This is a genomic window from Coprococcus hominis (ex Arizal et al. 2022), assembly GCF_040094675.1.
GTDB classification, from domain to species: domain Bacteria; phylum Bacillota; class Clostridia; order Lachnospirales; family Lachnospiraceae; genus Coprococcus_C; species Coprococcus_C hominis.
Genome location: NZ_JBBNHG010000026.1, coordinates 229845 through 254268, shown reverse-complemented (window position 1 = coordinate 254268; position 24424 = coordinate 229845). Strand labels below are relative to the sequence as shown.

General features: G+C 44.8%; 25 protein-coding genes and 1 tRNA gene. 5 read left to right on the top strand and 21 right to left on the bottom strand.

All coding sequences use genetic code 11. The features are described 5' to 3' along the window. Positions 1-6: 6 nt before the first annotated feature. The 13 genes from atpD to AAAT93_RS04625 all read right to left on the bottom strand — a co-directional run bounded on the left by atpD (position 7) and on the right by AAAT93_RS04625 (position 12086). On the bottom strand, positions 7-1398 hold the full coding sequence (gene atpD, locus AAAT93_RS04685; RefSeq protein ID WP_021986280.1) for a F0F1 ATP synthase subunit beta: 1392 nt from the start codon (positions 1396-1398) through the stop codon (positions 7-9). 8 nt (positions 1399-1406) lie between these two features. Next, positions 1407-2357, bottom strand: a complete 951-nt coding sequence (gene atpG, locus AAAT93_RS04680) for an ATP synthase F1 subunit gamma (RefSeq protein WP_118544764.1) — start codon at positions 2355-2357, stop codon at positions 1407-1409. Further along, a complete protein-coding gene (atpA, locus tag AAAT93_RS04675; RefSeq protein WP_118544763.1) occupies positions 2358-4406 on the bottom strand; it encodes a F0F1 ATP synthase subunit alpha in 2049 nt (682 codons plus the stop codon). Then, the gene (locus AAAT93_RS04670; protein ID WP_118734355.1) at positions 4403-4888 is read right to left on the bottom strand and encodes an ATP synthase F0 subunit B; all 486 of its coding nucleotides are present in this window, start codon (positions 4886-4888) and stop codon (positions 4403-4405) included. Before AAAT93_RS04670 ends, atpA begins: the two co-directional genes overlap by 4 nt. A 24-nt stretch (positions 4889-4912) precedes the next feature. Beyond that, positions 4913-5137: an ATP synthase F0 subunit C gene (gene atpE, locus AAAT93_RS04665; protein WP_021986284.1), complete on the bottom strand. Its 225-nt coding sequence runs from the start codon at positions 5135-5137 to the stop codon at positions 4913-4915. A 20-nt stretch (positions 5138-5157) separates the two neighbouring features. Further along, on the bottom strand, positions 5158-5847 hold the full coding sequence (locus AAAT93_RS04660; RefSeq protein WP_021986285.1) for a F0F1 ATP synthase subunit A: 690 nt from the start codon (positions 5845-5847) through the stop codon (positions 5158-5160). A 134-nt stretch (positions 5848-5981) separates the two neighbouring features. Further along, entirely contained in the window at positions 5982-6656 is a 675-nt protein-coding gene (locus tag AAAT93_RS04655) for a FadR/GntR family transcriptional regulator (RefSeq protein ID WP_021986286.1), read from the bottom strand. Between the two features lie 11 nt (positions 6657-6667). Continuing rightward, the gene (locus AAAT93_RS04650) at positions 6668-7240 is read right to left on the bottom strand and encodes an AAA family ATPase (RefSeq protein WP_021986287.1); all 573 of its coding nucleotides are present in this window, start codon (positions 7238-7240) and stop codon (positions 6668-6670) included. Positions 7241-7489: 249 nt separating this feature from the next. Beyond that, positions 7490-8182: an LrgB family protein gene (locus tag AAAT93_RS04645; protein ID WP_021986288.1), complete on the bottom strand. Its 693-nt coding sequence runs from the start codon at positions 8180-8182 to the stop codon at positions 7490-7492. Further along, positions 8179-8556 carry a CidA/LrgA family protein gene (locus AAAT93_RS04640; protein ID WP_021986289.1) on the bottom strand — a complete coding sequence of 126 codons (378 nt, stop codon included), beginning with the start codon at positions 8554-8556 and terminating at the stop codon, positions 8179-8181. The genes AAAT93_RS04645 and AAAT93_RS04640 overlap by 4 nt, the downstream gene beginning before the upstream one ends. 210 nt (positions 8557-8766) lie before the next feature. Further along, positions 8767-9252, bottom strand: a complete 486-nt coding sequence (locus tag AAAT93_RS04635; protein WP_227573045.1) for a hypothetical protein — start codon at positions 9250-9252, stop codon at positions 8767-8769. Between the two features lie 62 nt (positions 9253-9314). Beyond that, positions 9315-10568: an ABC transporter substrate-binding protein gene (locus AAAT93_RS04630; RefSeq protein ID WP_181985505.1), complete on the bottom strand. Its 1254-nt coding sequence runs from the start codon at positions 10566-10568 to the stop codon at positions 9315-9317. Positions 10569-10595: 27 nt separating this feature from the next. Further along, positions 10596-12086 (bottom strand): GGDEF domain-containing protein, encoded by a 1491-nt coding sequence (locus AAAT93_RS04625; protein ID WP_021986292.1) that lies wholly within the window; start codon positions 12084-12086, stop codon positions 10596-10598. A 150-nt stretch (positions 12087-12236) separates the two neighbouring features. On the opposite strand from AAAT93_RS04625, the gene AAAT93_RS04620 reads away from it, so the two are divergent. After that, a tRNA-Gly gene (locus AAAT93_RS04620) sits at positions 12237-12307 on the top strand. 146 nt (positions 12308-12453) lie between these two features. On the opposite strand, the gene AAAT93_RS04615 is transcribed toward AAAT93_RS04620, so the two are convergent. The 7 genes from AAAT93_RS04615 to tgt form a co-directional block, all read right to left on the bottom strand. Further along, complete coding sequence (locus tag AAAT93_RS04615) at positions 12454-13965, bottom strand: flotillin family protein (RefSeq protein ID WP_227573044.1); 1512 nt, start codon at positions 13963-13965, stop codon at positions 12454-12456. A 126-nt stretch (positions 13966-14091) separates the two neighbouring features. Then, positions 14092-14388 carry a DNA polymerase beta superfamily protein gene (locus tag AAAT93_RS04610; protein ID WP_118670518.1) on the bottom strand — a complete coding sequence of 99 codons (297 nt, stop codon included), beginning with the start codon at positions 14386-14388 and terminating at the stop codon, positions 14092-14094. Between the two features lie 103 nt (positions 14389-14491). Beyond that, positions 14492-15202, bottom strand: a complete 711-nt coding sequence (locus tag AAAT93_RS04605) for a DUF3592 domain-containing protein (RefSeq protein WP_021986294.1) — start codon at positions 15200-15202, stop codon at positions 14492-14494. Between the two features lie 484 nt (positions 15203-15686). Next, positions 15687-16697 (bottom strand): GGGtGRT protein, encoded by a 1011-nt coding sequence (locus AAAT93_RS04600; RefSeq protein ID WP_118374126.1) that lies wholly within the window; start codon positions 16695-16697, stop codon positions 15687-15689. Between the two features lie 19 nt (positions 16698-16716). Next, on the bottom strand, positions 16717-17409 hold the full coding sequence (locus tag AAAT93_RS04595; protein ID WP_227573043.1) for an iron-sulfur cluster assembly scaffold protein: 693 nt from the start codon (positions 17407-17409) through the stop codon (positions 16717-16719). Between the two features lie 169 nt (positions 17410-17578). Continuing rightward, positions 17579-17992: a preprotein translocase subunit YajC gene (gene yajC / locus AAAT93_RS04590; protein ID WP_177981709.1), complete on the bottom strand. Its 414-nt coding sequence runs from the start codon at positions 17990-17992 to the stop codon at positions 17579-17581. 19 nt (positions 17993-18011) lie between these two features. Next, complete coding sequence (gene tgt / locus AAAT93_RS04585) at positions 18012-19145, bottom strand: tRNA guanosine(34) transglycosylase Tgt (RefSeq protein ID WP_118670517.1); 1134 nt, start codon at positions 19143-19145, stop codon at positions 18012-18014. A gap of 136 nt (positions 19146-19281) precedes the next feature. Here tgt and AAAT93_RS04580 point away from each other — a divergent pair, with 136 nt between their 5' ends. Then, a complete protein-coding gene (locus AAAT93_RS04580) occupies positions 19282-19554 on the top strand; it encodes a hypothetical protein (RefSeq protein WP_117781358.1) in 273 nt (90 codons plus the stop codon). Here the strand turns inward: AAAT93_RS04580 and AAAT93_RS04575 are convergent, their stop codons facing one another. Continuing rightward, positions 19555-21492, bottom strand: coding sequence for a methyl-accepting chemotaxis protein (locus AAAT93_RS04575; protein WP_227573042.1), 1938 nt, complete (start codon positions 21490-21492; stop codon positions 19555-19557). It lies immediately after the preceding gene. A gap of 200 nt (positions 21493-21692) precedes the next feature. Between AAAT93_RS04575 and AAAT93_RS04570 the strand changes: the two genes are divergently transcribed. Genes AAAT93_RS04570 through AAAT93_RS04560 form a run of 3 tightly spaced genes read left to right on the top strand, consistent with a single transcriptional unit; the run spans position 21693 to position 24401 of the window. Continuing rightward, entirely contained in the window at positions 21693-22319 is a 627-nt protein-coding gene (locus tag AAAT93_RS04570; protein WP_021986302.1) for an ATP-binding cassette domain-containing protein, read from the top strand. A 15-nt stretch (positions 22320-22334) separates the two neighbouring features. Then, the gene (locus AAAT93_RS04565; protein WP_196020197.1) at positions 22335-23450 is read left to right on the top strand and encodes an ABC transporter permease; all 1116 of its coding nucleotides are present in this window, start codon (positions 22335-22337) and stop codon (positions 23448-23450) included. Positions 23451-23468: 18 nt separating this feature from the next. Continuing rightward, positions 23469-24401, top strand: a complete 933-nt coding sequence (locus AAAT93_RS04560; RefSeq protein WP_227573041.1) for an ABC transporter permease — start codon at positions 23469-23471, stop codon at positions 24399-24401. The last annotated feature ends 23 nt before the right edge of the window (positions 24402-24424 follow it).

Genomic DNA, 24424 nt, shown 5'->3' with positions numbered 1-24424 from the left:
TATCCTTTACAGGGTTTCTGCTTTCTTCTTTACATCCTCAATCGTACCGACATTGAAGAAGGCTGCCTCCGGATACGCATCCATCTCACCATCTAAGATTGCCTTGAATCCACGGATTGTCTCCTTGACCGGTACAAATACACCTTTGACGTTCGTAAAATTCTCAGCTACATGGAATGGCTGTGACAGGAAACGCTGTACCTTTCTCGCACGGTAGACAGTCTGCTTATCCTCGTCGGAAAGCTCCTCCATACCAAGAATGGCGATGATATCCTGCAGTTCCTTATACTTCTGCAAAGTCTCCTGCACCTCACGTGCAACACGGTAATGTTCTTCTCCGACGACATCTGCCTCCAGAATACGGGAGGTTGATTCCAATGGATCAACAGCCGGATAGATACCCTGCTCTACGATCTTACGTGACAATACAGTCGTTGCATCCAAGTGAGAGAATGTTGTAGCAGGTGCCGGGTCTGTCAGGTCATCGGCTGGTACATAGACCGCCTGTACCGATGTTACAGAACCATCCTTTGTGGAAGCGATACGCTCCTGCAGTTCACCCAGATCATTTGCCAGAGTTGGCTGGTATCCAACGGCAGAAGGCATACGTCCAAGCAATGCGGACACCTCTGAACCTGCCTGTACAAAACGGAAGATGTTATCAATGAATAACAACACATCCTGCTTCTTTACATCACGGAAATATTCCGCCATCGTAAGTCCCGTCTCTGCCACACGCATACGGGCACCCGGTGACTCATTCATCTGTCCAAACACCAGCGCTGTCTTATCAAGAACGCCGGATTCCTTCATCTCATTCCACAGGTCGTTACCTTCACGGGAACGCTCTCCAACTCCGGTGAAGATGGAATAACCACCACTCTCCGTTGCGATATTGTGGATCAGCTCCTGAATCAGGACGGTCTTACCAACACCGGCACCACCGAACAGACCGATCTTACCACCCTTTGCATATGGGGCAAGCAGATCAATAACCTTGATACCGGTTTCCAGCATCTCAACAACCGGGCTCTGGTCTTCAAATGTTGGCGGCTCACGGTGGATACACCAATGCTCACCATTCTCCAGACTTTCCTTTCCATCCAATGTCTCACCAAGTACATTGAACAGCCGTCCTAATGTCTGCTCTCCGACCGGAACCTGAATACCGGATCCGGTTGCTGTCACTTCCATATCTCTGCACAAGCCCTCACTCGCCGCAAGCATAATACAGCGCACAACATTGTCACCGATATGCTGGGATACTTCCATGACGCATTTCTTTCCATTGTTCATCACATACAAGGCATCCTTAATCCGCGGAAGGTTCCCATCTGCAAACTCGACATCGACAACCGGTCCGGATACCTGTACGATCTTACCTTTATTTTCCATCATGCGATCGTTCACCTCGCTTGTTTCTTCTTTTTCTTCTTGAGTGCCTTGGCTCCACCGATCACCTCGGTGATTTCCTGTGTGATTGCTGCCTGGCGCACACGGTTAAACTCGATTGAAAGTTCATGCAACATTGCCTGTGCATTGTCCGTTGCCGCCTGCATGGCCATCATTCTGGCGTTTTCCTCACTTGCCGAGCCCTCAACAAGAACACCATACATAAAACCTGTTACATAGTTATACACCAATTTCTCCAAAACCTTCTTCGGAGATGGATAGATCAAAAACCAGTCATCGGATTGCTCCGCAGCCTCACGGTCACTGTTTCCTAATCCCTTCTGGGAATCTTCAAGCAATTCCTTCTTGATAAACTCATGCGTCTTGAGTGGCAGAATCTCCTGCACTTCAACCTCTTCCTTCATGCTGTTTACCATCTTCGTATAGACAACATATACCTCGTCAAATTCTTCCTCTTTATATAACTCCACGATGCGCTCTGTAATCATACGCGCACGATGGATAGAAGGGTTGTTCGCCGAATAGCAGAATCCCTCTTCGAGCGTATATCCCTGCGAAGAAAAGAAATGTCGTCCCAGCTCACCGACTACAAACAAGCGGTAGGAATCCGACTCATCGACCATCTTCTGTGCCTCTTTTAACACATTGTGGTTGTATGCACCTGCCATACCCTTATCACCTGTTATGACGATAAATGCACGTCGTTTTGACGTCTCATGCAGATCCTTGCCGCGATTATCGAAGTAAAGATGCTTCATATCCGGGAAATGTAACAGAATATCTGCAATCTGCTCCTGCAATCCATAGAAGTATGGTTCTGTATTCTCCAGCTTCTGTCTTGCTTTCCGAAGCTTCATAGAAGACATCATATACATCGCCTTCGTGATTTTCATCGTGTCCTGGATACTTTTGATACGTGTGGAAATTTCTCTTGCATTCGCCATTTAATTCCCTCCGTTTTCGTCTTCCAGACTCCTCTGCTTATATTCATTCGCCGCCTGTATAATGGCATCCTTCACATCGTCTGCCAGATCCTTCGACGAATCCAGACGTCCGATAATATCTGCATGATTCTTTGCAAAATCATCCAGCAGCCCAAGACGGAATGCCTTGATCTTCTCAACCGGAAGATCACTGAATACATGTGCATTGGCAGCAACCAATGTGATAACCTGCTCTGCCATTGTAAAAGGACGGCCAAGCGGCTGCTTCAAAAGCTCCATCAACGCACGTCCATGTGCCAGCTGTTTCTTCGTGTTCTCATCCAAATCGGAAGAAAACTGTGTGAACACTTCCATCTCACGATACTGTGCCAGATCGATACGGATACTTCCGGCTGCCTTCTTCATCGCCTTTGTCTGCGCCGCACCACCGACACGGGATACGGAAAGTCCGACATTGACGGCTGGACGCTGACCTGCGAAGAACAGCTCACTTTCCAGATAGATCTGTCCATCTGTGATAGAAATAACGTTTGTCGGGATGTATGCAGACACATCGCCTGCCTGTGTCTCAATGATTGGAAGTGCGGTAATACTTCCGCCGCCAGCCTCAGCTGTCACACGGGAAGAACGCTCCAGCAATCTTGAGTGCAGATAGAATACATCACCCGGATATGCCTCACGTCCCGGTGAACGCTCCAGCAAAAGTGAGATTGCACGGTAGGCAACCGCATGCTTGGACAGATCATCATAGACGATCAGAACATCCTTGCCCTGATACATAAAATACTCTGCAAGTGCTGTACCTGCATATGGTGCGATATACTGCAACGGTGCCGGATCGGATGCTGTTGCCGCAACGACGATCGTATAATCCAGCGCATCATTTTTCTTCAATGTATTCACTAACTTCGCAATTGTCGATGCCTTCTGTCCGATTGCTACATAGACACAGACAACATCTTTACCCTTCTGGTTTAAGATCGTATCCATCGCAATCGAAGTCTTACCGGTCTGTCTGTCACCGATGATCAGCTCACGCTGTCCTCGACCGATCGGGAACATCGAATCGATTGACAAAATACCGGTCTCCATAGGAACCGATACGGATTTACGATCTACAATACTTGGTGCAGGGTTCTCGATTGGACGGTAACCATCCTGCGCGATGTCACCCTGTCCGTCAATCGGCGCACCAAGTGCATCTACGATTCTTCCAAGGAATGCATCTCCAACCGGGATACCGGCCATCTTACCGGTACGAACGACACGGCTGCCTTCCTTGATCTCTGTATCACGGCCAAACAGAATAACACCGATCTCATCCCGTCTTACATCCTGTACCATACCCTTGACACCACAATCAAAGAGAACGATCTCTCCGTAAAATGCATGGTCGATACCATCGACGTTCGCGATACCATCACCAACCCAGTTGACAACACCGATCTCCTTATCCTTTGCTGCCAGCTCAAAATCTGCGATATCGGCACGCAGGATGGAAATGATGCTCTCCTCACTGACGGTTGCCAGCTTCTTGCCTGCCAACGACTGATTGATATGCTTCTGCAGCTGGTCGATACGTCCCTGTTCGCTCCAGTCGTACTCTTTGTTTCCAACACGGATGATGAATCCACTCTTGATGGATGCATCTTCCTTGCCAACGATCTTGATATCCGGATTGTTGTATTCCTTCGCAAGGAACAACCGGATCCGTTCCATCTGCTCCGGTGTCGGTGGTGTCACATATGTGAGTTCTGCCTGTGCCTCCACCTTCTCCGGTGTCTTCGTCAGCTCCATGTATGCCTGCTCGATCTCATCTAACAATCCGAAATCGCCATTGTCACACAACACCTTTAAGAAGTTCCGGATCTCCTTCGGGAACACCCGGTCGATTACCAGATGCTTCTTCTCTAACGACACGGTTGGATCTTCAAACTCCACACCGATCTGTGGAACTGCCTCTAAAATATCCTTTACGCTCTGCAGATTTGACTTCGCGTTTTCAACGAGCTTCAAATCCGCTGCATAGTCCTTCGCTGCTCGAATCACGTTTCATCACCTGCTTTATCTAAAAATTTGTCGTACAGCGCGTTATCCACGTCTGCACCTTTTTTCTCTCCAACAATCTTGACCGTTGCATCAACAACCATATCTGCAATATCTTTTTCTGCTTTTTTAAGTATCTGTGCCTTCTGGTTCTCTGCATCTGTGATTGCATCTTCCTTTACCTGCTTTGCGGTCTTTTCAGCATCTGATACAATCCGCTTATATTCTGCATCTGCGGTCTGTCTTGCCTCCTGAAGCACCTGCTTCTTGGTTTCCTCCGCATTTGCAAGACTTGCCTCATACTGCTTTCTTGCTTCCTCTGCCGCCTGCTTGCTCTCGTCCGCTTCCTTGAACTGTCTGTCCGCTTCCGCCTGACGCGCAGCAATGATCTTCTGTACCGGCTTAAACAGGAAAATCCGCATCATCACGAACAAAAGCAGCAGATTGATTATGGTAAGTAATAAATTCCAATCTACTCGGAGCATGTTACCACCCTGCCTTTCCTGTGATTACTTCAACATTACTATGATCATAAGTGCGATAACGAAACCGTAAATAGCGGTTGCCTCTGCAAGTGCACAACCAAGAATCAATGTCTTGTTGATCTTACCTTCTGCCTCCGGCTGTCTTGCGATTGCCTCTGCTGCCTTACCGGTTGCAATACCGATACCAATACCTGCGCCAAGCGCTCCTAAAACTGCAATACCTGCACCAATTGCGATTATTGTACCCATACTAATTATCTCCTTTTCGTTTATTGTTCAATCTCTTCACTGATATACAGTGATGTCAAAAATACAAATACATATGCCTGCAACAATCCATCAAACAGATCAAAATACAAAGAAAAGACTGCCGGCAGAACAACCGGAACAACCATCTTGATCAGTTCCATAATTACAAATGCACCAAGCACGTTACCAAAAAGTCGCATGCACAGTGACAATGGACGTGTAAATACCTCTAAGATATTGATCGGAGTAACGATTGCAATCGGTTCTACGAACTTATGCAGCCACTTCTTCACACCCAGATGGTAAATACCTGCCGCCTCAACTAAGACGATGCTCATAACCGCAAGTGCGATCGTGACATTTAAATCTTTGGTTGGGGACTTGAATCCAAACAATCCAATGATGTTTGATACACCAATATACAACAATACAGTTGTCAGATATGGGACATACGCTTTTCCTTCCGGTCCGATCATATCCTCCACCATACCGGTCAGCTTTGTAACAATCGTCTCTGCGATTGCCTGACGTTTGCTGATGTGATCAATCTTCATGTTTCTTGTCAGGATGATTGCCACAAGAACTAGCACTGCCATGATAATCCATGTTACGACCACAGATTCCGATACGTCGATACCACCGAAGATTGGAATCGTAAAGACGGTCTCACAGTTCAGTTCTTCCATCAGGTCTTTTGCAAGATCTTCCAAAAAAACCATCTCCTTTTCTCGTTTTATCCTTTCTACCCAAGGAAAAGTGTATACCTTTTTTTGTCGAAAGTAAAACGTATTTTTCTATAAAAAAACAACCCAAACAGATTGTTATTTTAGCATTTTTAACATAATTAAACCATCTGTTCTATCAAATCATAATGCCTGTCAATCGCCAAAAGCATGGCTGGCTCATTTTTCTGTTCGAGATTTTGGTAAATGTCCGCATGGCATTGCAGCAGCTTCACCCGCACCGATTCATCGGCAAGCTCAATCACGTAGTTAATCCAATCCCGGTATGCGTCGGTCACAGCCTCCATCAAGACTGCCCACAGATGATTTCCGGTTGCCTGAATCAGGGTATCGTGAAACTCCTTGTCCACATCGGTCAGATCTTTGCCATCGAACAATTTCATCTCTTCCAGCTTTGTCTCTAAGATTGACTCATATTCATAGGACAGTCCTTTCGCAATCAGATTCGAGCAGACTGCCTTCTCCATCACCCGCCGGAATTCAAATATTTCCTCTTTCGTAATCGTTCCGAGTGCCAGCATCACCGTAAGCGACTGACGGATAGACTCGCCGACATGCTTTGACACATAATTGCCGGAACCCTGTACCCGTTCGATCAGTCCCATGCCATGCAGGATGCTGATTGCCTCCCGGATGGAATTTCTGCCGATGCCAAGTTCCTCGGCAATCCTTCGTTCCGGTGGAAGCTTGCTGCCTAATTGCAGTGACCCTTCTTTGATCCGGTCTATGATATAGGCGATTGCTTTTTCATATTCCTGTGTTGTCTGTTTCTCCATTTTCTCATCACCTACTCTAATCCAGTCTGTCTGATATATTGCTCAATCATTGCGATCGTACCTGCCGTTCCAAGCTTCGAGACATTCAGGCACAGGTCATAATTTTCTGCCATGCCCCATGTCTCCCCGGTATAATATTTGTGGTATGCCTCCCGGCGTTCATCGGTTGCCTGTACAAGCTTCTTCGCCTGGCGCTCCGGGATTCCATGCTTCTTCGCAATCGACTCGATCCGCATCGCATCATCCCCGGTCAGGAAGATTGCAAGCTTATCCTTCCGGTCCTTGAATACATAATTACCACATCGACCTAAAATAATACAGTTTTTTCCGTCTAAGATTTCGGACAATGCTTTCTTCGGTGTCTCATAAAACACGTTTTCACTCTCTGTCTGGGATATCGTGTACATCAATGTATCCATCGGGGTTTCCCCATAGAAATCCGGATACCGGTCATACATTCCATATCCTTTTGCAAGCTCTGAGATGACCGACCGATCATAAAATGGAATATGATAGATCTGTTCCAACGCATGACCGATCTCGTCTCCGCAGCAGCCACATTTTCTACCAATTGTAATAATCATAACGAACACCTCCTAATTCCTAATTGCATATGGTTAAATTCTACTACATTTGTATGTGACTAACATTTCAACGCAGACACGCTCTCGCTCGGTTCATCACGCAGTGGTACTAAATTCACGTCAAACAAGTTTGCCGTTCATTAAGTACCAGCGTGCTTCAACGGTCTGCTTGTGAATTGTTAGTCACATACAAATGCATATACATATTCTTAACCATGTCCAACTATCAATTATATCCTTTTCCCTTCCTTACATGAAATTTGCGTAGACGGATGCGAGTACAACGGTCAGGATTCCGGTGACAGCGATTGCCAGACTGCTCATCGCGCCTTCCACTTCGCCCATCTCGATTGCCTTGGCTGTACCGATTGCATGGGATGAAGACCCAAGTGCAAGTCCCTTGGAGATTGGTTCCGTAATACGGAAGAGCTTACATATGAACTCGCCTAAGATGTTGCCAATCACACCTGTTACTACGATGACGGCAACCGTGATTGTCACATAACCGCCAAGTTCTTCCGATACTCCCATACCAATAGCTGTCGTAATGGACTTCGGAAGCATCGTGACATATTCCTGATGGGTAAGTCCCATGAGCTTCGACAGTACAAATACCGTCGTCAGACTCGTAAGTACACCTGCTGTGATTCCAAGCATCACCGCTTTGACATTCCGCTTTAGTAACTGCCACTGCTCATACAGCGGAATCGCCAGGCAGACCGTAGCCGGTGTCAGAAACCAGCTTAAGTACACGGCACCCTTGTTGTACGTATCGTAATCAATATGCGCACATACAAGCACGATGATCGTAAGGATTATCGAGATGAGCAATGGATTGAAGATTCCAAGCTTAAACTTTTTCTTTAATAATAAACCTGCCAGATACGCAAGCAGACTGAGTGTCACACCTGCGAACATGGATGTCTGAAATAAATCTTTCATATCTCCTGCTCCTTTGCCTTTTCTTTTGCTTTGGATTTCTTGATCACACATTGGGATACACGTCCGGTTGCACCCATAACCGCAACGAGTGCTACAACCGTGATCACACTGACCGGTACTAACACCGGTTTCAATGTACCCCATGATGCCATCAGACCAACCCCTGCGGGGATGAACATGACCGGCATGATCTCGATCAGGAATTTCCCGACATCCTTCACTGCATCGAGCTTAATGATTCCACTGAGCAACCCGATAAATAAAATCACCATGCCATAGATGCTTGCCGGTATCGGCAATGGCAGGAAGTATTTTAACAACTCTCCTAAAAAGGAGATAAACAAGATTAACAGAAACTGTCGTAAGTATTTCATAATGACTCCCTAACTCCTATAAAAAGCAAATTGGTAGCACCACTTTGGTACTACCAATATTATACTTATACTTTTTTAATTGTCAATTATGAATTTTGCTACATTTTTCAAAAATAGCCGCAAAAATTTCTACATTTTCAATACCCGAAACGACTTACCTACACAATATTTTTATCCATAATATTCATCCTGCCGGCATTCGCGCCTGCATTATGACTGCACCCGGTTCATATACTGCTCCCACAGCATAGCCACCTGCGTTCCTGTCACATAGACCTGATATGAATCACCTACCGTCTGATCTTCCGGATCCACAAATTCGATTCCAAGCACGTATCCATCCGCATCCCGCTTCATCTCAAAGAGATATGCCCCTTCACAGGTTTTTGGAAAATCTGTCGTTTCCGCAACAGACAGTTCATAATCCGGAACCTCGGACTGCAACACATCATTTGCATCATAATACTTGTAGCCATCACGCACACACCGGATCAGTTTTCCATCTGTTATCCGGATCTTCGTCGTACCGGCATAGCTTTCTGTATAATTTGTATTCTGGCTGTTGTCCGCTCTCACAATCAGTGCTTCTACCATAAGCTCCACACCATTTTCTGTCACTGCAAATGTATTGATCTGACAGTCGTCAAACCGGAAATGCTCTAATTCATCTACGCTTTTATATGCCACTTTGTTCATCCTTCCTTCTATGTATTCTTCTGTAATGGTCTATGCAATCACACTATATTGTTTTCCCGATATCAGTAAATTGCTTCATATAATTTTTCTACGACTTCATCTTCGGAAAGCTTATCATAGATATAATAGTCCGCATTGACCTTAAAACCATCATAGACGCTTTCGTTCTCCAATACCGGCTGCAATATCTCCAGCCGGTCTGCGTAATTTTCACGCATGTCATCTGCCTGTTTCTCATAACCGCTGAGCTTTTGAGTTTCCTGCAGCGCTGCCTTTGCCGCGTCACTGATTGGAATACCTTTTTCGGTTCCCTGCAGCTGTGCCATATCCCTGCTATTAAGCAGAAACTCCAGAAGCTTTGCCGCTTCTTCCGGATACTCCGTTGTTGCACTGATGGCATACATCGTAGCTGGTTTTACACACCACCCGAATTTCCTCGCAGCTGCATCCTGCAGATAATCGCCTACAATAACCTCCGCACCGTTCTCTTCCAATGGTGTACAATAATTTGCTGCATCACTGATCCACGCAAGCGTTCCCGCTGCCTTTCCTGTCGAAAAAGCATTTCGATCAAAGGAGTCGATCGGCATCAGCACATCTTCATCAATCAGACGCTTATAGAAATCAAGCATAAATGCAATATCTGCTTTTGTCAGCTGCAATGACCCATCTGCTTTCACGGACTCCTTTCCCTTTATCTGTTCAAGATATGCAACCAGCATCAGAAAGAGTTGTTTTTTTGTCGTTCCAAGCGGGTAGATTCCATCCCGGCTCATAACCTTAGCCGCTGCAAAAAGATCATCCCACGTCTTCGGGATCTCCAGGCCATACGATGCGTAAATCGTCTTGTTATAATAAAACATTGGTGTATTAAATGAAATCGGAACGGCATACAGTTTTCCGTCCATTTCCCCATAAGCAAGCTCCTCCGGAGTGTAATTCTCCAGATGAATGATGTCTTTCAGATCATACAAGTTATAAAAGCCATTTTCTTCGTCTGCATATTCCGACAGCCACGCATAATTAATCTGCATCACATCCGGTGCATTGTGGGAGCGCATATAAATATGCATTTTGTTCTCGTATCCGCCCCAGCTTCCATAGTTTGCCTGCACCTCTATCTGTCCCTGGTTTTGTTCTGTAAATATATCCAATGCCTGTAGTGTGTACCGATGCCGGTCATCATTTCCCCACCAGGAGTAGGAAATCTCCGTCGTGGATTCATAGACTACCGGTTTGCTATTTCCGGAACACCCGGATAAGAAAATCAGACATACAATGAGACAGATGCTGATTCCACGATATTTATTTTTCATTTTTCCCATGTACCTCATATCTGCCAATCAATCCTCATACCAATTGTATTGATGTTTTCCGTTTTCTTTTGATACATATAACGCACGGTCCGCCATCTGATAAGATTCCTCGAATCCAAGTTTTATTCCATCTACCGTAATTCTCAGACAGATTCCTGCTGAAAGTGAGACTTTGCACGATTCATAGTGTGTATCAAACTGCTTATGAAATGCATCCAAAAGTGCATCCAGCCTCCGGGCAACCTCCTCCCGTATAACGGTCTCTTCCTCATGCTCAAATGGAATGTACACCGCAAACTCATCTCCGCCCATACGCCCGATGATTGCCTGTGTTCCAAGAGTTTCCCGGAAGATTACTACGGATTTCTTAAGAAATTTATCCCCTTCCTGATGCCCATATGTATCATTTACCAGCTTAAAATTATCCATATCCAGCATCATGCAGATATGCTTTGTTCCTTCTCCTGCATGTGCAAGCTTTGTATCTACCAGATCACGGAATGATTGCTTATTCAACACATTTGTCAGCTGATCGTAATCTGCTTTCTGCCTGATCTGCGAAAGCACGCCATCCTTTACTGCCACCTGTGAATACAGGATTCCTGCCGCCGTCATAGCAACCACAAGCATAATAATATATACAATTATAGCAAACCGGGTGATTCCAAGCTGTTCCGCAAATAGCACGTTCTCCGGAGCCACACATATTACCTGCCAGTCGTTCTTGCAGGTTCCAACTACTACAACTTCCTTGTCGCCTATAATCCAGTAATTGCTATATCCATCCGGCAGATCGTTCCAGACTTCTTCTGCATTCCGTCCAAGTATCTCTCCTGATTCAGCATAGACAATCGAATGTGCCGAATCCACAAGATAGCTCTGCATCCCCGGCACATCCTCCATATCTGTAAAAGACTGGCTCAGTTCCCGGCTATAAAATGCTGCCACAATGATTGCATGCTCATTCAGTCTTTTTACGTAATACAGCCTGTCATAGCACCGCTCATAATCGAAAAACCAGCCGGACTCTTTCCTCTCGTCCGTAATATGCCCTTCCAGATACGCATATAGTCCACCATCCGGGAACAACTCGAGCGTCGTATTCGATATTGAACCAAGCGATGAATCATCTGCGTATACAATTCCAAAATCAGAGAAGTTCTGAAGAATATTAATATCCTGCAAACGTTTTTCAATCGCTGTCTCCTGCTGTATCTTCTCGAATGCATCCTGCCCCTCTTTCGTTGCATCATACTCACAATAGATATCATCCGAGAACAGCAATGCTGCGGTATCTTCAATTCTTCCCAGATACTGATTGAGATTTGATATCTGCAATTGGGTGTTTGCCTGTATCAGGTTTACAACCTTTGATTTCATTTCCTGGGAGGATTTTCTTGTCAGGATCAAAGTGATGGTTCCTGTTGCAACTGTGATGGCAAGCAAAAACACAATGACGATCCGAAATGTGAATCTTCTTATCTGAATGTCTGTCTTTGTATTATTGTTAAAAGGCATTTCTTACCTTACTCCTTCCAGATCTGATTTCAGCATAATAGAATATTATAATATAGGAATCCGCGATTTACAATAACCCTTTTGGGCTGCATTCTTCCGAGCAAGCCGATGCTTGACTTTCGTGCCTGTCTGTACTATATTTATTTTATTGCAGGTATAGTTCATTGGTAGAACACCAGCTTCCCAAGCTGGATAGGCGGGTTCGATTCCCGTTACCTGCTTTTTTACGTGATAGAACTGCAAGATTTCGTGAATCAAGTTTCATTCACTTTCACAGTGAATGAAATAGTATCGATAAAAGAGGAAAGGTACCAGTTAAAGTACCTTTCCTCTTTTATCTTAAAAGTTTTCTGTTTTACACAATATCTTACTCCACAGTTGCATCCGCGGAAGTTCCCGCCTCTGCAGGAGCTTCTACCTTGATTCCATCCAGGCCTGTGATGTTCACATTCTTGTTAACCTTTGCATCGTATGTATTTGCACGCATAATATCCGCGATATCGATACCTGTTACTTCCTTCACAGACTCCATTGTCTTTGCAAGGACTTGTGGCACATACGACCCCATCGAACCGACACCGGAACCTTCGCCGTTGCCGTCGATGATCGTAACCTTGTCGATTGTAGAGAGTGGCTCTGCGATTGCCTTTGCCATCTCCGGCAATGCCTTCACGATCATTTCCACCATCGCTGCCTGACCATACTTCTTCATCGCTTCGGCTTTCTTCTCTAAGGCTTCTGCCTCTGCAAGACCTTTGGCTTCGATTGCCTTCGCCTCTGCCTCGCCGACTGCACGGATACCTGCTGCCTCCTGCTGCTTTGCGAAAAGCTCTGCCTCTGCCTGTGCCTTCTTCGCCTCAGCTTCCTGCTGCTTCTCAAACTTATCTGCCTCGGCATTTCTCTGACGCTTGTAAAGCTCCGCATCTGCCTGCTGCTGTCTTGCGAACTTGTCCGCCTCCGCTTTCTTACGAATATCCGCATCGAGGGACTGCTCCATAACCTCGGCTTCCTTCTTCTTCAGGTCAACTTCCTTCTCCTGACGTGCGATATCTGCCTCGGTCTTTGTAACCTCGATTGTCTTACGCTGTGCTTCCTTCTGAATCTCGTAAGCCGCATCTGCTTCCGCATTCTTCGTATCTTCGATTGTCTTTAATTCTGCCTTCTTGATAGAAAGCTCATTCTGCTTCACGGCAATTTCCGTATCGGATAATACCTTTGCATCGTTCGCTTCTTTTCTCGCCTGTGCCTGTGCGATCGCTACATCACGGTCTGCGTTTGCCTTGGCGATACTTGCATTCTTCTGGATTGCTGCCATGTTATCCTGACCAAGCGCGATAATCAGGTCATTCTGATCCTCTACATGCTGGATGTTGCAGGAAATAATCTCAATACCCAGACGATTCATATCCACCTGCGCCTTCTCCTGCACCTGATCACCGAAGGACTTACGATCGTTACACAACTCCTTCAGACTGATCGTACCGATAATCTCACGCATATTACCCTGCAGAGAATCCACCAGTGCTTCCATAATCTGCGGTTCCTTCATATTCAGGAAATTCTTCATGGCAAGTTGCATACCTTCTTCATCCGTACGGATCTTAACTTTCGCAACTGCATCAATGTTAACACCGATGAAATCCAGTGTCGGAACATAATCGTCCGTCTTGATATCGATACTGATCTGCTTGATCAACAGTTCATCCTTCCGCTCGAAGAACGGAAGCTTCAAGCCTGCTTTACCAATCAGAATCTTCGGTGTCTTTCTTAAACCGGAAATGATATACGCCTTATCCGGTGGTGATTTGACATAACTGGTAAATAAAATGACCAGCAATGCCACGATAATGATAATAATAGCAATTGTTGAACCTGACATACAAAAACCCTCCCTAACAACAAGTTAATTGATTGCTATGCGACTCAGATCGCATATTTTCTTTGGTGCAAAATTCACATTCCTGCATCTATTCAATATTGTACCATGTATGTGTGAAAATCACTATTACATTTTTCTGCATTTTTCGTACATTTTCTGTACAATAATGCATTTTTCATTAAGGAATCGATTGTTCGAAGAAAGCAGCTGTAGCATCTTATTAAATGAATAAATCGTTGTATCTGTCGGTACATCCACCACAGCATCAAAATCATTTCCTAGCAGGATGTCCGGTTTTGTATTCAGCACAATTTCCCGGATATCCACATCAGATTTTTCTTTATCCATACCATACGCATGGCTTCCACCCAATGTCAGAAGGATAATATTCTCTCCTAGGTACCATCCGAAGTCCCAATTCATCCTGTTCTGGCATAACTAAGCCCTCCCCGATATAATAAATACTATATTATATCGGGGAGGGCTTAAATTATCTATGTATTCTTTTATTACACACAGATTCTGTTTATTTGTCACGCTTCTTGAATATCCTGTTATAAATCTCAATTCCCTTGTCAGGATTCTGGTTCATCCAGAATACGAGATAGCCGCCAATCAGGAACAAAGCCCCTCCTATTATAACAAGATAGACAGACATTGTCGGGATTTTCCTTCCATCCGTTATTTTGGTTGGTTTCTCCGGATCATAATATACCGTTACCTTCTGCCCTATCTGCATATCATGTCCATCACCCACATATATCTCATTATATGTTTTTCCATCTACTTCATAATCCACAAAGATGGTGCAAGTTGCATGATTTCTATGCATACGTTTTTCTGTTACAATACCTGGTACGGTCTCTGCTTTTCTTAAAAACAGATCATTATGTACATATGCCGCAAGTCCCGCGAACAACAAAGCCAGCCCGACAAACATAACTATCATCACTTCCTTACGGACGGACTTTTTTCTTATTTCTTTGTCACCTAAATCTTCTCCAAAGATTCGTGCTTGTTTTTCCTCTGACAAAATATATGGATTTCTATCTGTTGCAGATGAAAGCTTTCCATCCGGTTGATAAACAGGCTTATCGATTGGAGTTGTCCTTTTGGATTCAATGACATATGGATCCTGTTCTAAATCGCTGAACTCCCCCAATGAAGGATCTTTTAATTCTTCCTGCATATCTTTCATGCGTTTTGTGGAATCTTCATCTTTTAACTTTAATGACATATTTTTCCTCCTCCCAAATATACAAAGGATTGTTGCAATATTCTTTCATTCATATTAACACTATCATACATATATGGAAATAACAATGTGTAATTTTCTTCTGTCATGGATATGATTTCAACCCTGATTTCCAGATATTTGCTAGATTAGCTTCCGGTTTGGTTTTTCTTGCTTGCTTTTCTCCGCCTACGCCCACGTCGTGGGTTTTTCCGCTTAATTTCTCTCCCGCGAGCCCAGATTTACATTTTGTGGAAAATAATATACAAGATATAACCGAATCCACATACACGGCAAACGTTGTGGAATGGCTTAGAGAATACTTAGAATAAAAAATAAACAGGAAATCATTCGCCGTGCAACCTCCTCTGCGCTTCGCTTCGAGTCGGTCTCGGGCATTCGCCCTATATAAACGGATAAAAAAATGACTGGTTTCAAGCAAGCTTGACCAGCCATTTTTTTATCCGTTATGCACGGCTCATTGTCTCTAGAACTTTCCAGCCTTTGCTGCTTCCTCAACGGAAACTGCAACTGCAACAGTAGCACCAACCATAGGGTTGTTACCCATACCGATCAGACCCATCATCTCTACGTGAGCTGGTACAGATGAAGAACCTGCGAACTGTGCATCACTGTGCATACGTCCCATAGTATCTGTCATACCATAAGAAGCAGGACCTGCTGCCATGTTATCTGGGTGAAGTGTACGACCTGTACCACCACCAGATGCTACGGAGAAGTACTTCTTACCCTGCTCGATACATTCCTTCTTGTATGTACCTGCTACCGGATGCTGGAAACGTGTTGGGTTTGTTGAGTTACCTGTGATAGATACACCAACATTCTCATGATGCATGATTGCAACACCTTCCTGAACATCATCAGCACCATAACACTTAACAGTTGCACGAAGACCTGTTGAGTATGGCTTCTCATATACTACGTTCAGCTTAGCTGCCTTATAATCGTACTTTGTCTCAACAAATGTAAATCCATTGATACGTGAGATAATCTGAGCTGCATCCTTACCAAGACCATTCAAGATAACACGAAGTGGCTTCTGACGTACCTTGTTAGCCTTCTCTGCGATACCGATTGCACCCTCAGCAGCTGCGAATGACTCATGTCCTGCAAGGAAACAGAAGCACTCTGTCTCTTCCTCAAGGAGCATCTTACCAAGGTTACCATGTCCAAGACCTACCTTACGGTGATCAGCAACAGAACCCGGGATACAGAAAGACTGAAGTCCTTCACCGATTGCTGCTGCAGCATCTGCTGCTCTTCTGCAACCCTTCTTAATTGCGATTGCTGCACCAACTGTGTAAGCCCAGCAAGCATTCTCAAAACAAATTGGCTGAATCTTCTTAACCTGATCGTAAACATCAAGTCCAGCGTCCTTTGTAATCTTCTCAGCTTCTTCGATAGAGCTGATACCATAGCTGTTCAATACAGCGTTAATCTGGTCAATTCTTCTTTCATATGATTCAAATAAAGCCATTGTCGTTTCTCCTTTCCTCTTATTCCTGTCTAGGATCGATAATCTTCACTGCATCAGCAACACGGCCATACTGACCCTTTGCCTTCTCCCATGCTGTGTTTGGATCATCACCCTTCTTAATGAAGTCTGTCATCTTTCCAAGAGAAACGAACTGGTATCCGATTACTTCGTTGTCTGCATCAAGTGCGATACCTGTTACATAGCCCTCAGCCATCTCAAGGTAACGAACACCCTTCTCCTTAGTTGCGTACATTGTACCAACCTGAGAACGAAGGCCCTTACCAAGATCCTCAAGACCTGCTCCAACTGCAAGACCGTCATCAGAGAAAGCACTCTGTGTACGACCATAAACAATCTGAAGGAACAGCTCTCTCATAGCTGTATTGATAGCATCACATACAAGGTCTGTGTTCAGAGCCTCAAGGATTGTCTTACCCTGCAGAATCTCTGCTGCCATAGCTGCAGAATGTGTCATACCGGAACAACCGATTGTCTCAACCAAAGCCTCTTCAATTACGCCATCCTTAACGTTCAGTGAAAGTTTACAAGCACCCTGCTGTGGTGCGCACCAGCCAACACCATGTGTAAAACCAGAGATATCTTCAATCTTCTTTGAGTGTACCCACTTTCCTTCTTCAGGAATAGGAGCTGGCTCATGCTTTGCGCCCTTGGCTACTGGGCACATGTTTTCAACTTCCTTCGTGTAAATCATTGTGGAACTCCTTTCAATATTAAAATTTTATAGAGAGATGTTTCTTGCATACAAAACACCATCAACTACATTTTCTCACAAAGTCATAATTTCGTCTACACCTTTTTTGTCTTTTTTTGTAGAATATGCAAACATGGCTAGTGCCTGCATTTCCAGCGGCAAATCCTAATTATTCCTTTGTCTTTCCAAGCTTCTTATCTGCTTTTTTATCTTCCTTTTTCTCGTCCTTTACCGGTGTATCCTCGTCCTCGTCCTTTACGACTGCGGAACCTGCTTTTTCGATCTCTGCGATTGCATTCTTATGCATCGGGATACGGCAGTTCTTGTTGTTACCGAACTCTACGATAACCGTTGTATCATCCACGATATCGAGGATTGTGCCATAGAAGCCACCGGTTGTCATGATGTTGTCGCCCGGTTCCATTGCCTTGTGCAGATCTTCCATCTGCTTCTTCTGCTTCTTCTGTGGACGGATGATCAGTAACCACATGAATCCGACTAAGATTACAATGTAGATGACCCAGAATAATCCACCTGGCTGTTTTGCTGTTGTTGCTGTTGATTCCAGTAATGTTAATAACATGTCTTAAAACTCCTTTTATTTATTCTTGATTTTGAAAGCCTTCTAATTTCTGTCGTTTATATTCACTATAACGATGTTCCTCGATTGCCTCCCGAATCTCACTCATCATATTATTATAAAAATATAAATTATGCAAGACACAAAATCTCATTCCAAGCATTTCCTTTGCTTTGAGCAGATGGCGGATATAGGCTCTCGAATACTTCCTGCACGCCGGGCATCCACAGCTTTCCTCAATTGGACGCTCATCCAGTTCATATTTTGCATTGAACAGATTCAGCTTACCATGGTTTGTATAGACATGACCATGTCTGCCATTCCGGGATGGATATACACAATCAAAGAAATCAACTCCGCGTTCTACAGCTTCCAATATATTCGCCGGTGTACCAACCCCCATCAGATAAGTTGGTTTGTTCTCCGGCAGATACGGAATGACTGACTCGATAATCCGATACATCTCCGCATGTGTCTCTCCAACTGCCAGCCCGCCGATTGCATAACCATCTAAATCCATGTCTGCAATCCGCTTCGCATGCTCGATACGGATATCATCTATAACGCCTCCCTGATTGATACCGAAGAGCATCTGCTGCTTGTTAATCGTATCTTCGAGACTATTCAGCCTATGCATCTCCCGCTTGCACCGCTCTAACCAGCGTGTTGTACGGTCTACCGATGGCTGGATGTAGGAACGGTCTGCCTTGGCCGGTGCACATTCATCGAATGCCATTGCAATCGTAGATGCAAGGTTTGACTGAATCTGCATACTCTCCTCCGGTCCCATAAATATGAGACGTCCATCAACATGCGAATGGAATGTTACACCCTCTTCTTTAATCTTTCTGAGTCCTGCAAGTGAGAATACCTGAAATCCGCCGGAATCGGTCAGAATTGGCTTGTCCCATACCATAAACTTATGCAAACCGCCGAGTTTCTTTACAACCTCGTCGCCTGGTCTCACATGCAAATGATAGGTGTTTGACAATTCCACCTGCGTTCCGATCGTCTGCAGATCCTCCGTCGATACCGCACCCTTGATGGCGGCGGCTGTACCGACATTCATAAAGACCGGTGTCTGGATCACGCCATGCGGTGTCGTAAATTCGCCACGCTTGGCACTTCCATCTTTGGTAATCAATTTGTAACTCATATTGTTGCTCCTTTATTTTAAATCACTTGATATCTTAACTTGTTTTTTTGTCTTATGCCCGATATAATAATTCTGTCACACCGGGCATGATTTCATTCTCTGTGACATATTCTATACTACCAAGGCAGGTGATACTATGTTTCGTATCTGGGGAAAAATAATGAAAGATAACCGTCTCGTCAAAGACCATACCGTCTGCATCGAGGACTATACCATGACGCGTACAAAAAAGGTGTATGCCGCCCTTGACGAGCTATGCTACACCTTTGATTTAGCGAAGCCTATCTGGTTAAAATCCAACCAGCAGGATTTTATTCGTCATGCAAGAACCCGGTTCACGCAGGATAATTTCATCGAATCCATCGATTTTGATTATCTTGACTTTCAGGTCATCGAGGAGGACTACTGATTATTCCTGATCAGAGTCCTCTTCGTCTGTTTCCTCGTCATATGCTGTATCATCTTCCGTTTCGGGATCTTCACTTATCTCTTCATCTTCTTCTGTTGCTTCTTCATCCCGGTTTTCTTCTATTCCACTGTTTTCTCCGCTGTCTTCTGCATCTTCCCAGGATTCATATGCTTCATCTATCCCAGCCTGTGTATCCTCAGAATCTTCGCATGTTTCCTCCGACGCATCTTCGGTTGGATCTGTCTCCACCGGTTCTGTCTCTTCCGTTGAATCTGTCTCCGCCGGTTCTGTCTCTTCGGATTCGGACTCCTCTGCGTCATCTTCCTCTGCGGATGCACTCGCAGGAGCCTCTGCTTCCTGTCCATCATCCTCTGAAAAATAATCTGAATAATCGGTTGTGTCACGAGATACAGTCTGAACGGTTGTCTCATCTAACATCTTATTGATTTCTTCTAAATCAGCCGCACGCAGACTTCCGATAATCTTCGCAATCTCATTTAACTCATCAATCACACCGTTTAATTCATTTAAGTTTGTCTCACACAGATTCGCGGATGACTGCGCATTTGCTGCGATTTCCTCGCTGGCTGCCTGCTGGTTTGCCAGTCCGTCGATAATGGAATTGTTCGACGCATCCAGATTACCGGACAGCTTATCAAGCTGCTTCATATCGCCAGATAACTCCTCAACCGCACCTGCAATTGTCTGGAAGCTTCCGTCTGCCGCCTCAATATATTTTGCCTGCTCAGATACCGCCTCTACACTTCTTCGAACCAGATCCGATGTGTGATTGGCAAGATCTGTCACACCCTTCAGAAGCTGTGTGATGCTATCGATGGAACTTCTTGTATCATCTGCCAGCTTCCGGATTTCATCTGCAACTACGGCAAATCCACGTCCCTGTTCTCCGGCACGTGCTGCCTCAATGCTCGCATTTAACGCAAGCAGATTTGTCTGGCTGGAGATCTGATAGATGATCTGTGTGATCTCCTCTGCAGACTGGATCTTCTCGCAGAGTTCTTCGGATACACGTGTTACATCTTCATTTGCAACATTGATATCGTCCGACTTATCCTTCAGACTTTCAATAATATCTAAACCGGACTTTACAGATTCGATTGCCCGGTGTGTCGACTGTACGGTATTGTCCTTGACGTCGATCAGGTTATCAATAATATCCTGAATCTGCTGTGTCATCGTTGTTGACACTTCCATATTCTCTGCCGTATCGGTAACGCCGGTTGAAATGGCATCAACAGACTTCGTTACTTCTGCTGTCGCTGCCTGGAAGTTATCCAGCTTTGACTGCAGCTGCTCGATATGCGCATTTCCGTTATCAACGACCTTGACCATGTTCTCTGTGATTTCTTCCTGATATGCAACATGGTACTCAATTTCCTGACGGTCTGTCTCCTGCTCGCGCAAAGTAATGTTACAAGCCATCAGAATTCCAAATGTGAAAATAGCTGCTAAAAGCAGAATCTCTATCCATGTAGCTGATAGTGCAAATCCATGCTTTGCGATCTGAATGATCGTCTCAACCAGAATGCCGAGTGTTGATACGCCACATGTCACACGGATATGGAACGTATCCATATAGATGATACACATGCCCATCGCGATAAAGATCGGAAGTGCCTCCATCACCGAGCCGGATACAAATACAGACACAAGTACCAGCACAGAAAATGCTGTGACCGATGTGAATTTCATCAGTTCACTGCGGTCATTGATCAGCTGGAACACAACATTTCCAACCGCAAACAATGCAAATAATACCAGCAGCGGCACAAATCCCTCCTGTGTCTTATGATTAATAATCAATACTACGATTTTCGCGATTGCAAAAGCAACCATCACCTTCATCGCCAGATCATTTTTCTTCGCTAATCTCGTTCCATTCATAATGTATGTACCCCATGTCTTTCGTTCTAACAAGTTTCCGTTGCGCATAAATATACGCCATGTCATATATGTTTAAAATTATAGCAAATTTGTAATATAAAGTCCATAGACAAAATCCACTTATCCGCGCTTTCTACTTGTATATTCTACCTAAAAATGCTATCTTAATTCAAAGAACCAAAGACTTGAACGGATGCAAAAATCGCAATCGAAAACCAATCAAAGGAGTTATTATGTTTCAGATTGAACATATCTCAAAATCATACGGAAAAAAACAGGTGCTGAACGATGTGTCTTTTCCCGTCCCGGAAGGCTGTGCCATCGGGATTTTAGGCGTCAACGGCTCCGGGAAATCCACGTTGCTTTCCTGCATTGCAAAAAAATATGCCGGAACACCAGATGTAAGAATCGGCTATGTCCCACAGGAAAATCCGCTCTATGATGAGCTAAAGCCTGTGGATAATCTGCGTATGTGGACGAACAAACGCAAATCCGAAATCCTGCAGGCATTGCAGGCACCACCGCTCGCCCAGCTTGGAATCCAGACATTTCTGGATACTCCGGTCAAAAATATGTCCGGTGGTATGAAAAAGCGGCTCAGTCTCGCGTGTGCCCTGCTCGATGCACCACAGATTCTGCTGATGGATGAGCCATTTGCAGCACTGGATCTTCCAGCCAAACAGGATGCCATGCAGTTTATGCGTTATTATTTAAGTCTTGGAAATTCCATTGTGATTGCCTCCCATGAGGAAGCCGTTTTTCAGTTCTGCCACACAGTCTATCTTCTGAAAAATGGCACACTCTTCGATGCGTCGCATCTGCCAGAGGGCACTAATTATATTGATCTGCTAAGAAATTAAATTTAAGAGGAACTTATGTCTCACATCCATATGTTTTTCAATTTCATCCGCGCCAACTGCAAACGGCTGTTACACTATCTGCCATCGACGTTTGTCTCATTGTTACTGTTGCTTCTCCTGACTGGAACCGCAGGATTTTATCTATCCAGACATCTATATAAGGAAAATGTATTTTCTGCGATTTCCATCGGATACTATCTGCCACAGGACGACAACCTGGACCTAAACCAGCTTGGCATTGGTATGTTACAGGATTTAGAAGGAATGGAGGAAACCGTCCAGCTCGTACAGGTAAACAGCGTCGAGGAAGGCTATAACATGCTTGCTTCGCATGAAATCCTGTATCTGATCATCGTCCCGGAGCAGTTTTTCTCTGGAATTATGGACAGTACAAATGTACCGCTTGATATCGTTGTTTACGACAACAGCTCCATATCCTCTTATATCATCAACGAATTGTTCATGTCCTACGCCGGACTGCTCGGAACTGCTCAGGCTGGTATTTACAGCGGCCTTGACACGACACGTGCCCACGAATTTACACCGGAACAGATACGTGAGCTTTCCAACCGTGTGAACTTCGTATACCTAGACCGTGTCATGAACAAGACAAATTATATGAAGACGATACAGGCAGAGGATGCAGGAAGTGTGACACTCACACAGCACTATGCCGCATTTGCGATTATATTAAGTCTCTGTTTTCTTGCATTCCTGCTGATTCCATATTTACAGGGAACCGGAAATGGCATCTGCGAATGCATGAAGCTGTATCACCTAAACCGCGGACATATACTGGCAGCAAACATGATCCATACATTTTTAGCTCTGTATATCCTGTTCCTGCCGTGCTATATCGGAATCTCCATCTGGATGGGGCACGCAAACCTGAACGGACTTCTGACGATCATCCCTGCACTGCTTTTGATTGCACTGCTGATCGCCGGAATCGCAACCTTTTCCAGAAGTACCTTTTCCGCAAATATCTGTCTGTTATTTGTTGTGCTGGTGCTTGCCTACTGCGGTGGCGGACTTCTACCGGATGTTCTGCTGCCAAAGGTGATACAGCAGATCCGTCCGTATCTGCCGGGAACGTATGTAATGCAGATTTTCTGCCACGCACTTTATTAAACATTTGGGAGTTTTGTTATGAACCGACTGATTGTCGCATGGAAACGAATTTTACATCGAAAGCTATATTGGTGCATGCTGGGCGTCCTGCTCATCTTAACTGGAATCTATGCATTGCTTCCAGCGAAAAGCCAGTCCACAGAAATCCGTGTTGCCGTATATCTGGAAGATACCAGTGCGTATACGACACAGTTCAAAGAGGAATTAGATGCTAGTGCCTCGCTCTATCAGTTTTATTATGTAGATGCGTCCACAGATGTAATCCGGGATGTACAGGCGGGTGATGCAGAATGCGGTTTTGTCCTGCCAGATGGATTTTTCTCCGGCTACATTGCAGGCTCCGGAGAACCGAAGATTTCCTTGTACGAGACAAGCGCAAGCACACTTTCCTCTGCCATCAGCGAGACATTCTTCCATTATATCTTCAAGGTTGCTTCCCCACAGATCTTAGTTGACACGATTGACGATGCAGCGTTATCCGAAGATTTAAAAAGCCGTATGCAGACATACATGGACAGCGATACGATCTTCCGTATGTCGTCCGTCACAGATGGTGCTTATGATTATAAGGAAAATACCTACCGTATCCAGCTTCCAATCTTCGAATGTACCTGTCTGCTCATCCTGTTTGCCTCATTATTCAGTCTGATGCTGTTCTTACAGGATCAGGAGCGTGGCATCTACATTGCACTTTCCGGCAGACGCAGATATAGTATTTTATGCACGGGACTTCTGGCTGGCATCCTTCCAATCTACGGAATCGGCATGCTATGCAACGGCATCACCTACGGAACTGCAACTCTGTTACAGGTAACACTTGTCAGTCTGCTTGCCTATCTTCTGTCGCTTGTACTTTCGGTGTTTATCAAAAAAAGCCGGACACTTGCCAAGTGGATCCCGGTGCTTTTACTGATTACCATCGTATATTTCTTCGTGAATTATATTCTATGATTTCATATTTTTTAATTATTGGA

What these genes read in the sequence shown, in the direction of transcription:
- atpD (WP_021986280.1), bottom strand. Translation starts at nt 1,398, where the DNA reads ATGATGGAAAATAAAGGTAAGATCGTACAGGTATCCGGACCGGTTGTC.
- atpG (WP_118544764.1), bottom strand. Translation starts at nt 2,357, where the DNA reads ATGGCGAATGCAAGAGAAATTTCCACACGTATCAAAAGTATCCAGGAC.
- AAAT93_RS04670 (WP_118734355.1), bottom strand. Translation starts at nt 4,888, where the DNA reads ATGCTCCGAGTAGATTGGAATTTATTACTTACCATAATCAATCTGCTG.
- atpE (WP_021986284.1), bottom strand. Translation starts at nt 5,137, where the DNA reads ATGGGTACAATAATCGCAATTGGTGCAGGTATTGCAGTTTTAGGAGCG.
- AAAT93_RS04655 (WP_021986286.1), bottom strand. Translation starts at nt 6,656, where the DNA reads ATGGAGAAACAGACAACACAGGAATATGAAAAAGCAATCGCCTATATC.
- AAAT93_RS04650 (WP_021986287.1), bottom strand. Translation starts at nt 7,240, where the DNA reads ATGATTATTACAATTGGTAGAAAATGTGGCTGCTGCGGAGACGAGATC.
- AAAT93_RS04645 (WP_021986288.1), bottom strand. Translation starts at nt 8,182, where the DNA reads ATGAAAGATTTATTTCAGACATCCATGTTCGCAGGTGTGACACTCAGT.
- AAAT93_RS04640 (WP_021986289.1), bottom strand. Translation starts at nt 8,556, where the DNA reads ATGAAATACTTACGACAGTTTCTGTTAATCTTGTTTATCTCCTTTTTA.
- AAAT93_RS04635 (WP_227573045.1), bottom strand. Translation starts at nt 9,252, where the DNA reads ATGAACAAAGTGGCATATAAAAGCGTAGATGAATTAGAGCATTTCCGG.
- AAAT93_RS04630 (WP_181985505.1), bottom strand. Translation starts at nt 10,568, where the DNA reads ATGAAAAATAAATATCGTGGAATCAGCATCTGTCTCATTGTATGTCTG.
- AAAT93_RS04625 (WP_021986292.1), bottom strand. Translation starts at nt 12,086, where the DNA reads ATGCCTTTTAACAATAATACAAAGACAGACATTCAGATAAGAAGATTC.
- AAAT93_RS04615 (WP_227573044.1), bottom strand. Translation starts at nt 13,965, where the DNA reads ATGTCAGGTTCAACAATTGCTATTATTATCATTATCGTGGCATTGCTG.
- AAAT93_RS04610 (WP_118670518.1), bottom strand. Translation starts at nt 14,388, where the DNA reads ATGAATTGGGACTTCGGATGGTACCTAGGAGAGAATATTATCCTTCTG.
- AAAT93_RS04605 (WP_021986294.1), bottom strand. Translation starts at nt 15,202, where the DNA reads ATGTCATTAAAGTTAAAAGATGAAGATTCCACAAAACGCATGAAAGAT.
- AAAT93_RS04600 (WP_118374126.1), bottom strand. Translation starts at nt 16,697, where the DNA reads ATGGCTTTATTTGAATCATATGAAAGAAGAATTGACCAGATTAACGCT.
- AAAT93_RS04595 (WP_227573043.1), bottom strand. Translation starts at nt 17,409, where the DNA reads ATGATTTACACGAAGGAAGTTGAAAACATGTGCCCAGTAGCCAAGGGC.
- yajC (WP_177981709.1), bottom strand. Translation starts at nt 17,992, where the DNA reads ATGTTATTAACATTACTGGAATCAACAGCAACAACAGCAAAACAGCCA.
- tgt (WP_118670517.1), bottom strand. Translation starts at nt 19,145, where the DNA reads ATGAGTTACAAATTGATTACCAAAGATGGAAGTGCCAAGCGTGGCGAA.
- AAAT93_RS04580 (WP_117781358.1), top strand. Translation starts at nt 19,282, where the DNA reads ATGTTTCGTATCTGGGGAAAAATAATGAAAGATAACCGTCTCGTCAAA.
- AAAT93_RS04570 (WP_021986302.1), top strand. Translation starts at nt 21,693, where the DNA reads ATGTTTCAGATTGAACATATCTCAAAATCATACGGAAAAAAACAGGTG.
- AAAT93_RS04565 (WP_196020197.1), top strand. Translation starts at nt 22,335, where the DNA reads ATGTCTCACATCCATATGTTTTTCAATTTCATCCGCGCCAACTGCAAA.
- AAAT93_RS04560 (WP_227573041.1), top strand. Translation starts at nt 23,469, where the DNA reads ATGAACCGACTGATTGTCGCATGGAAACGAATTTTACATCGAAAGCTA.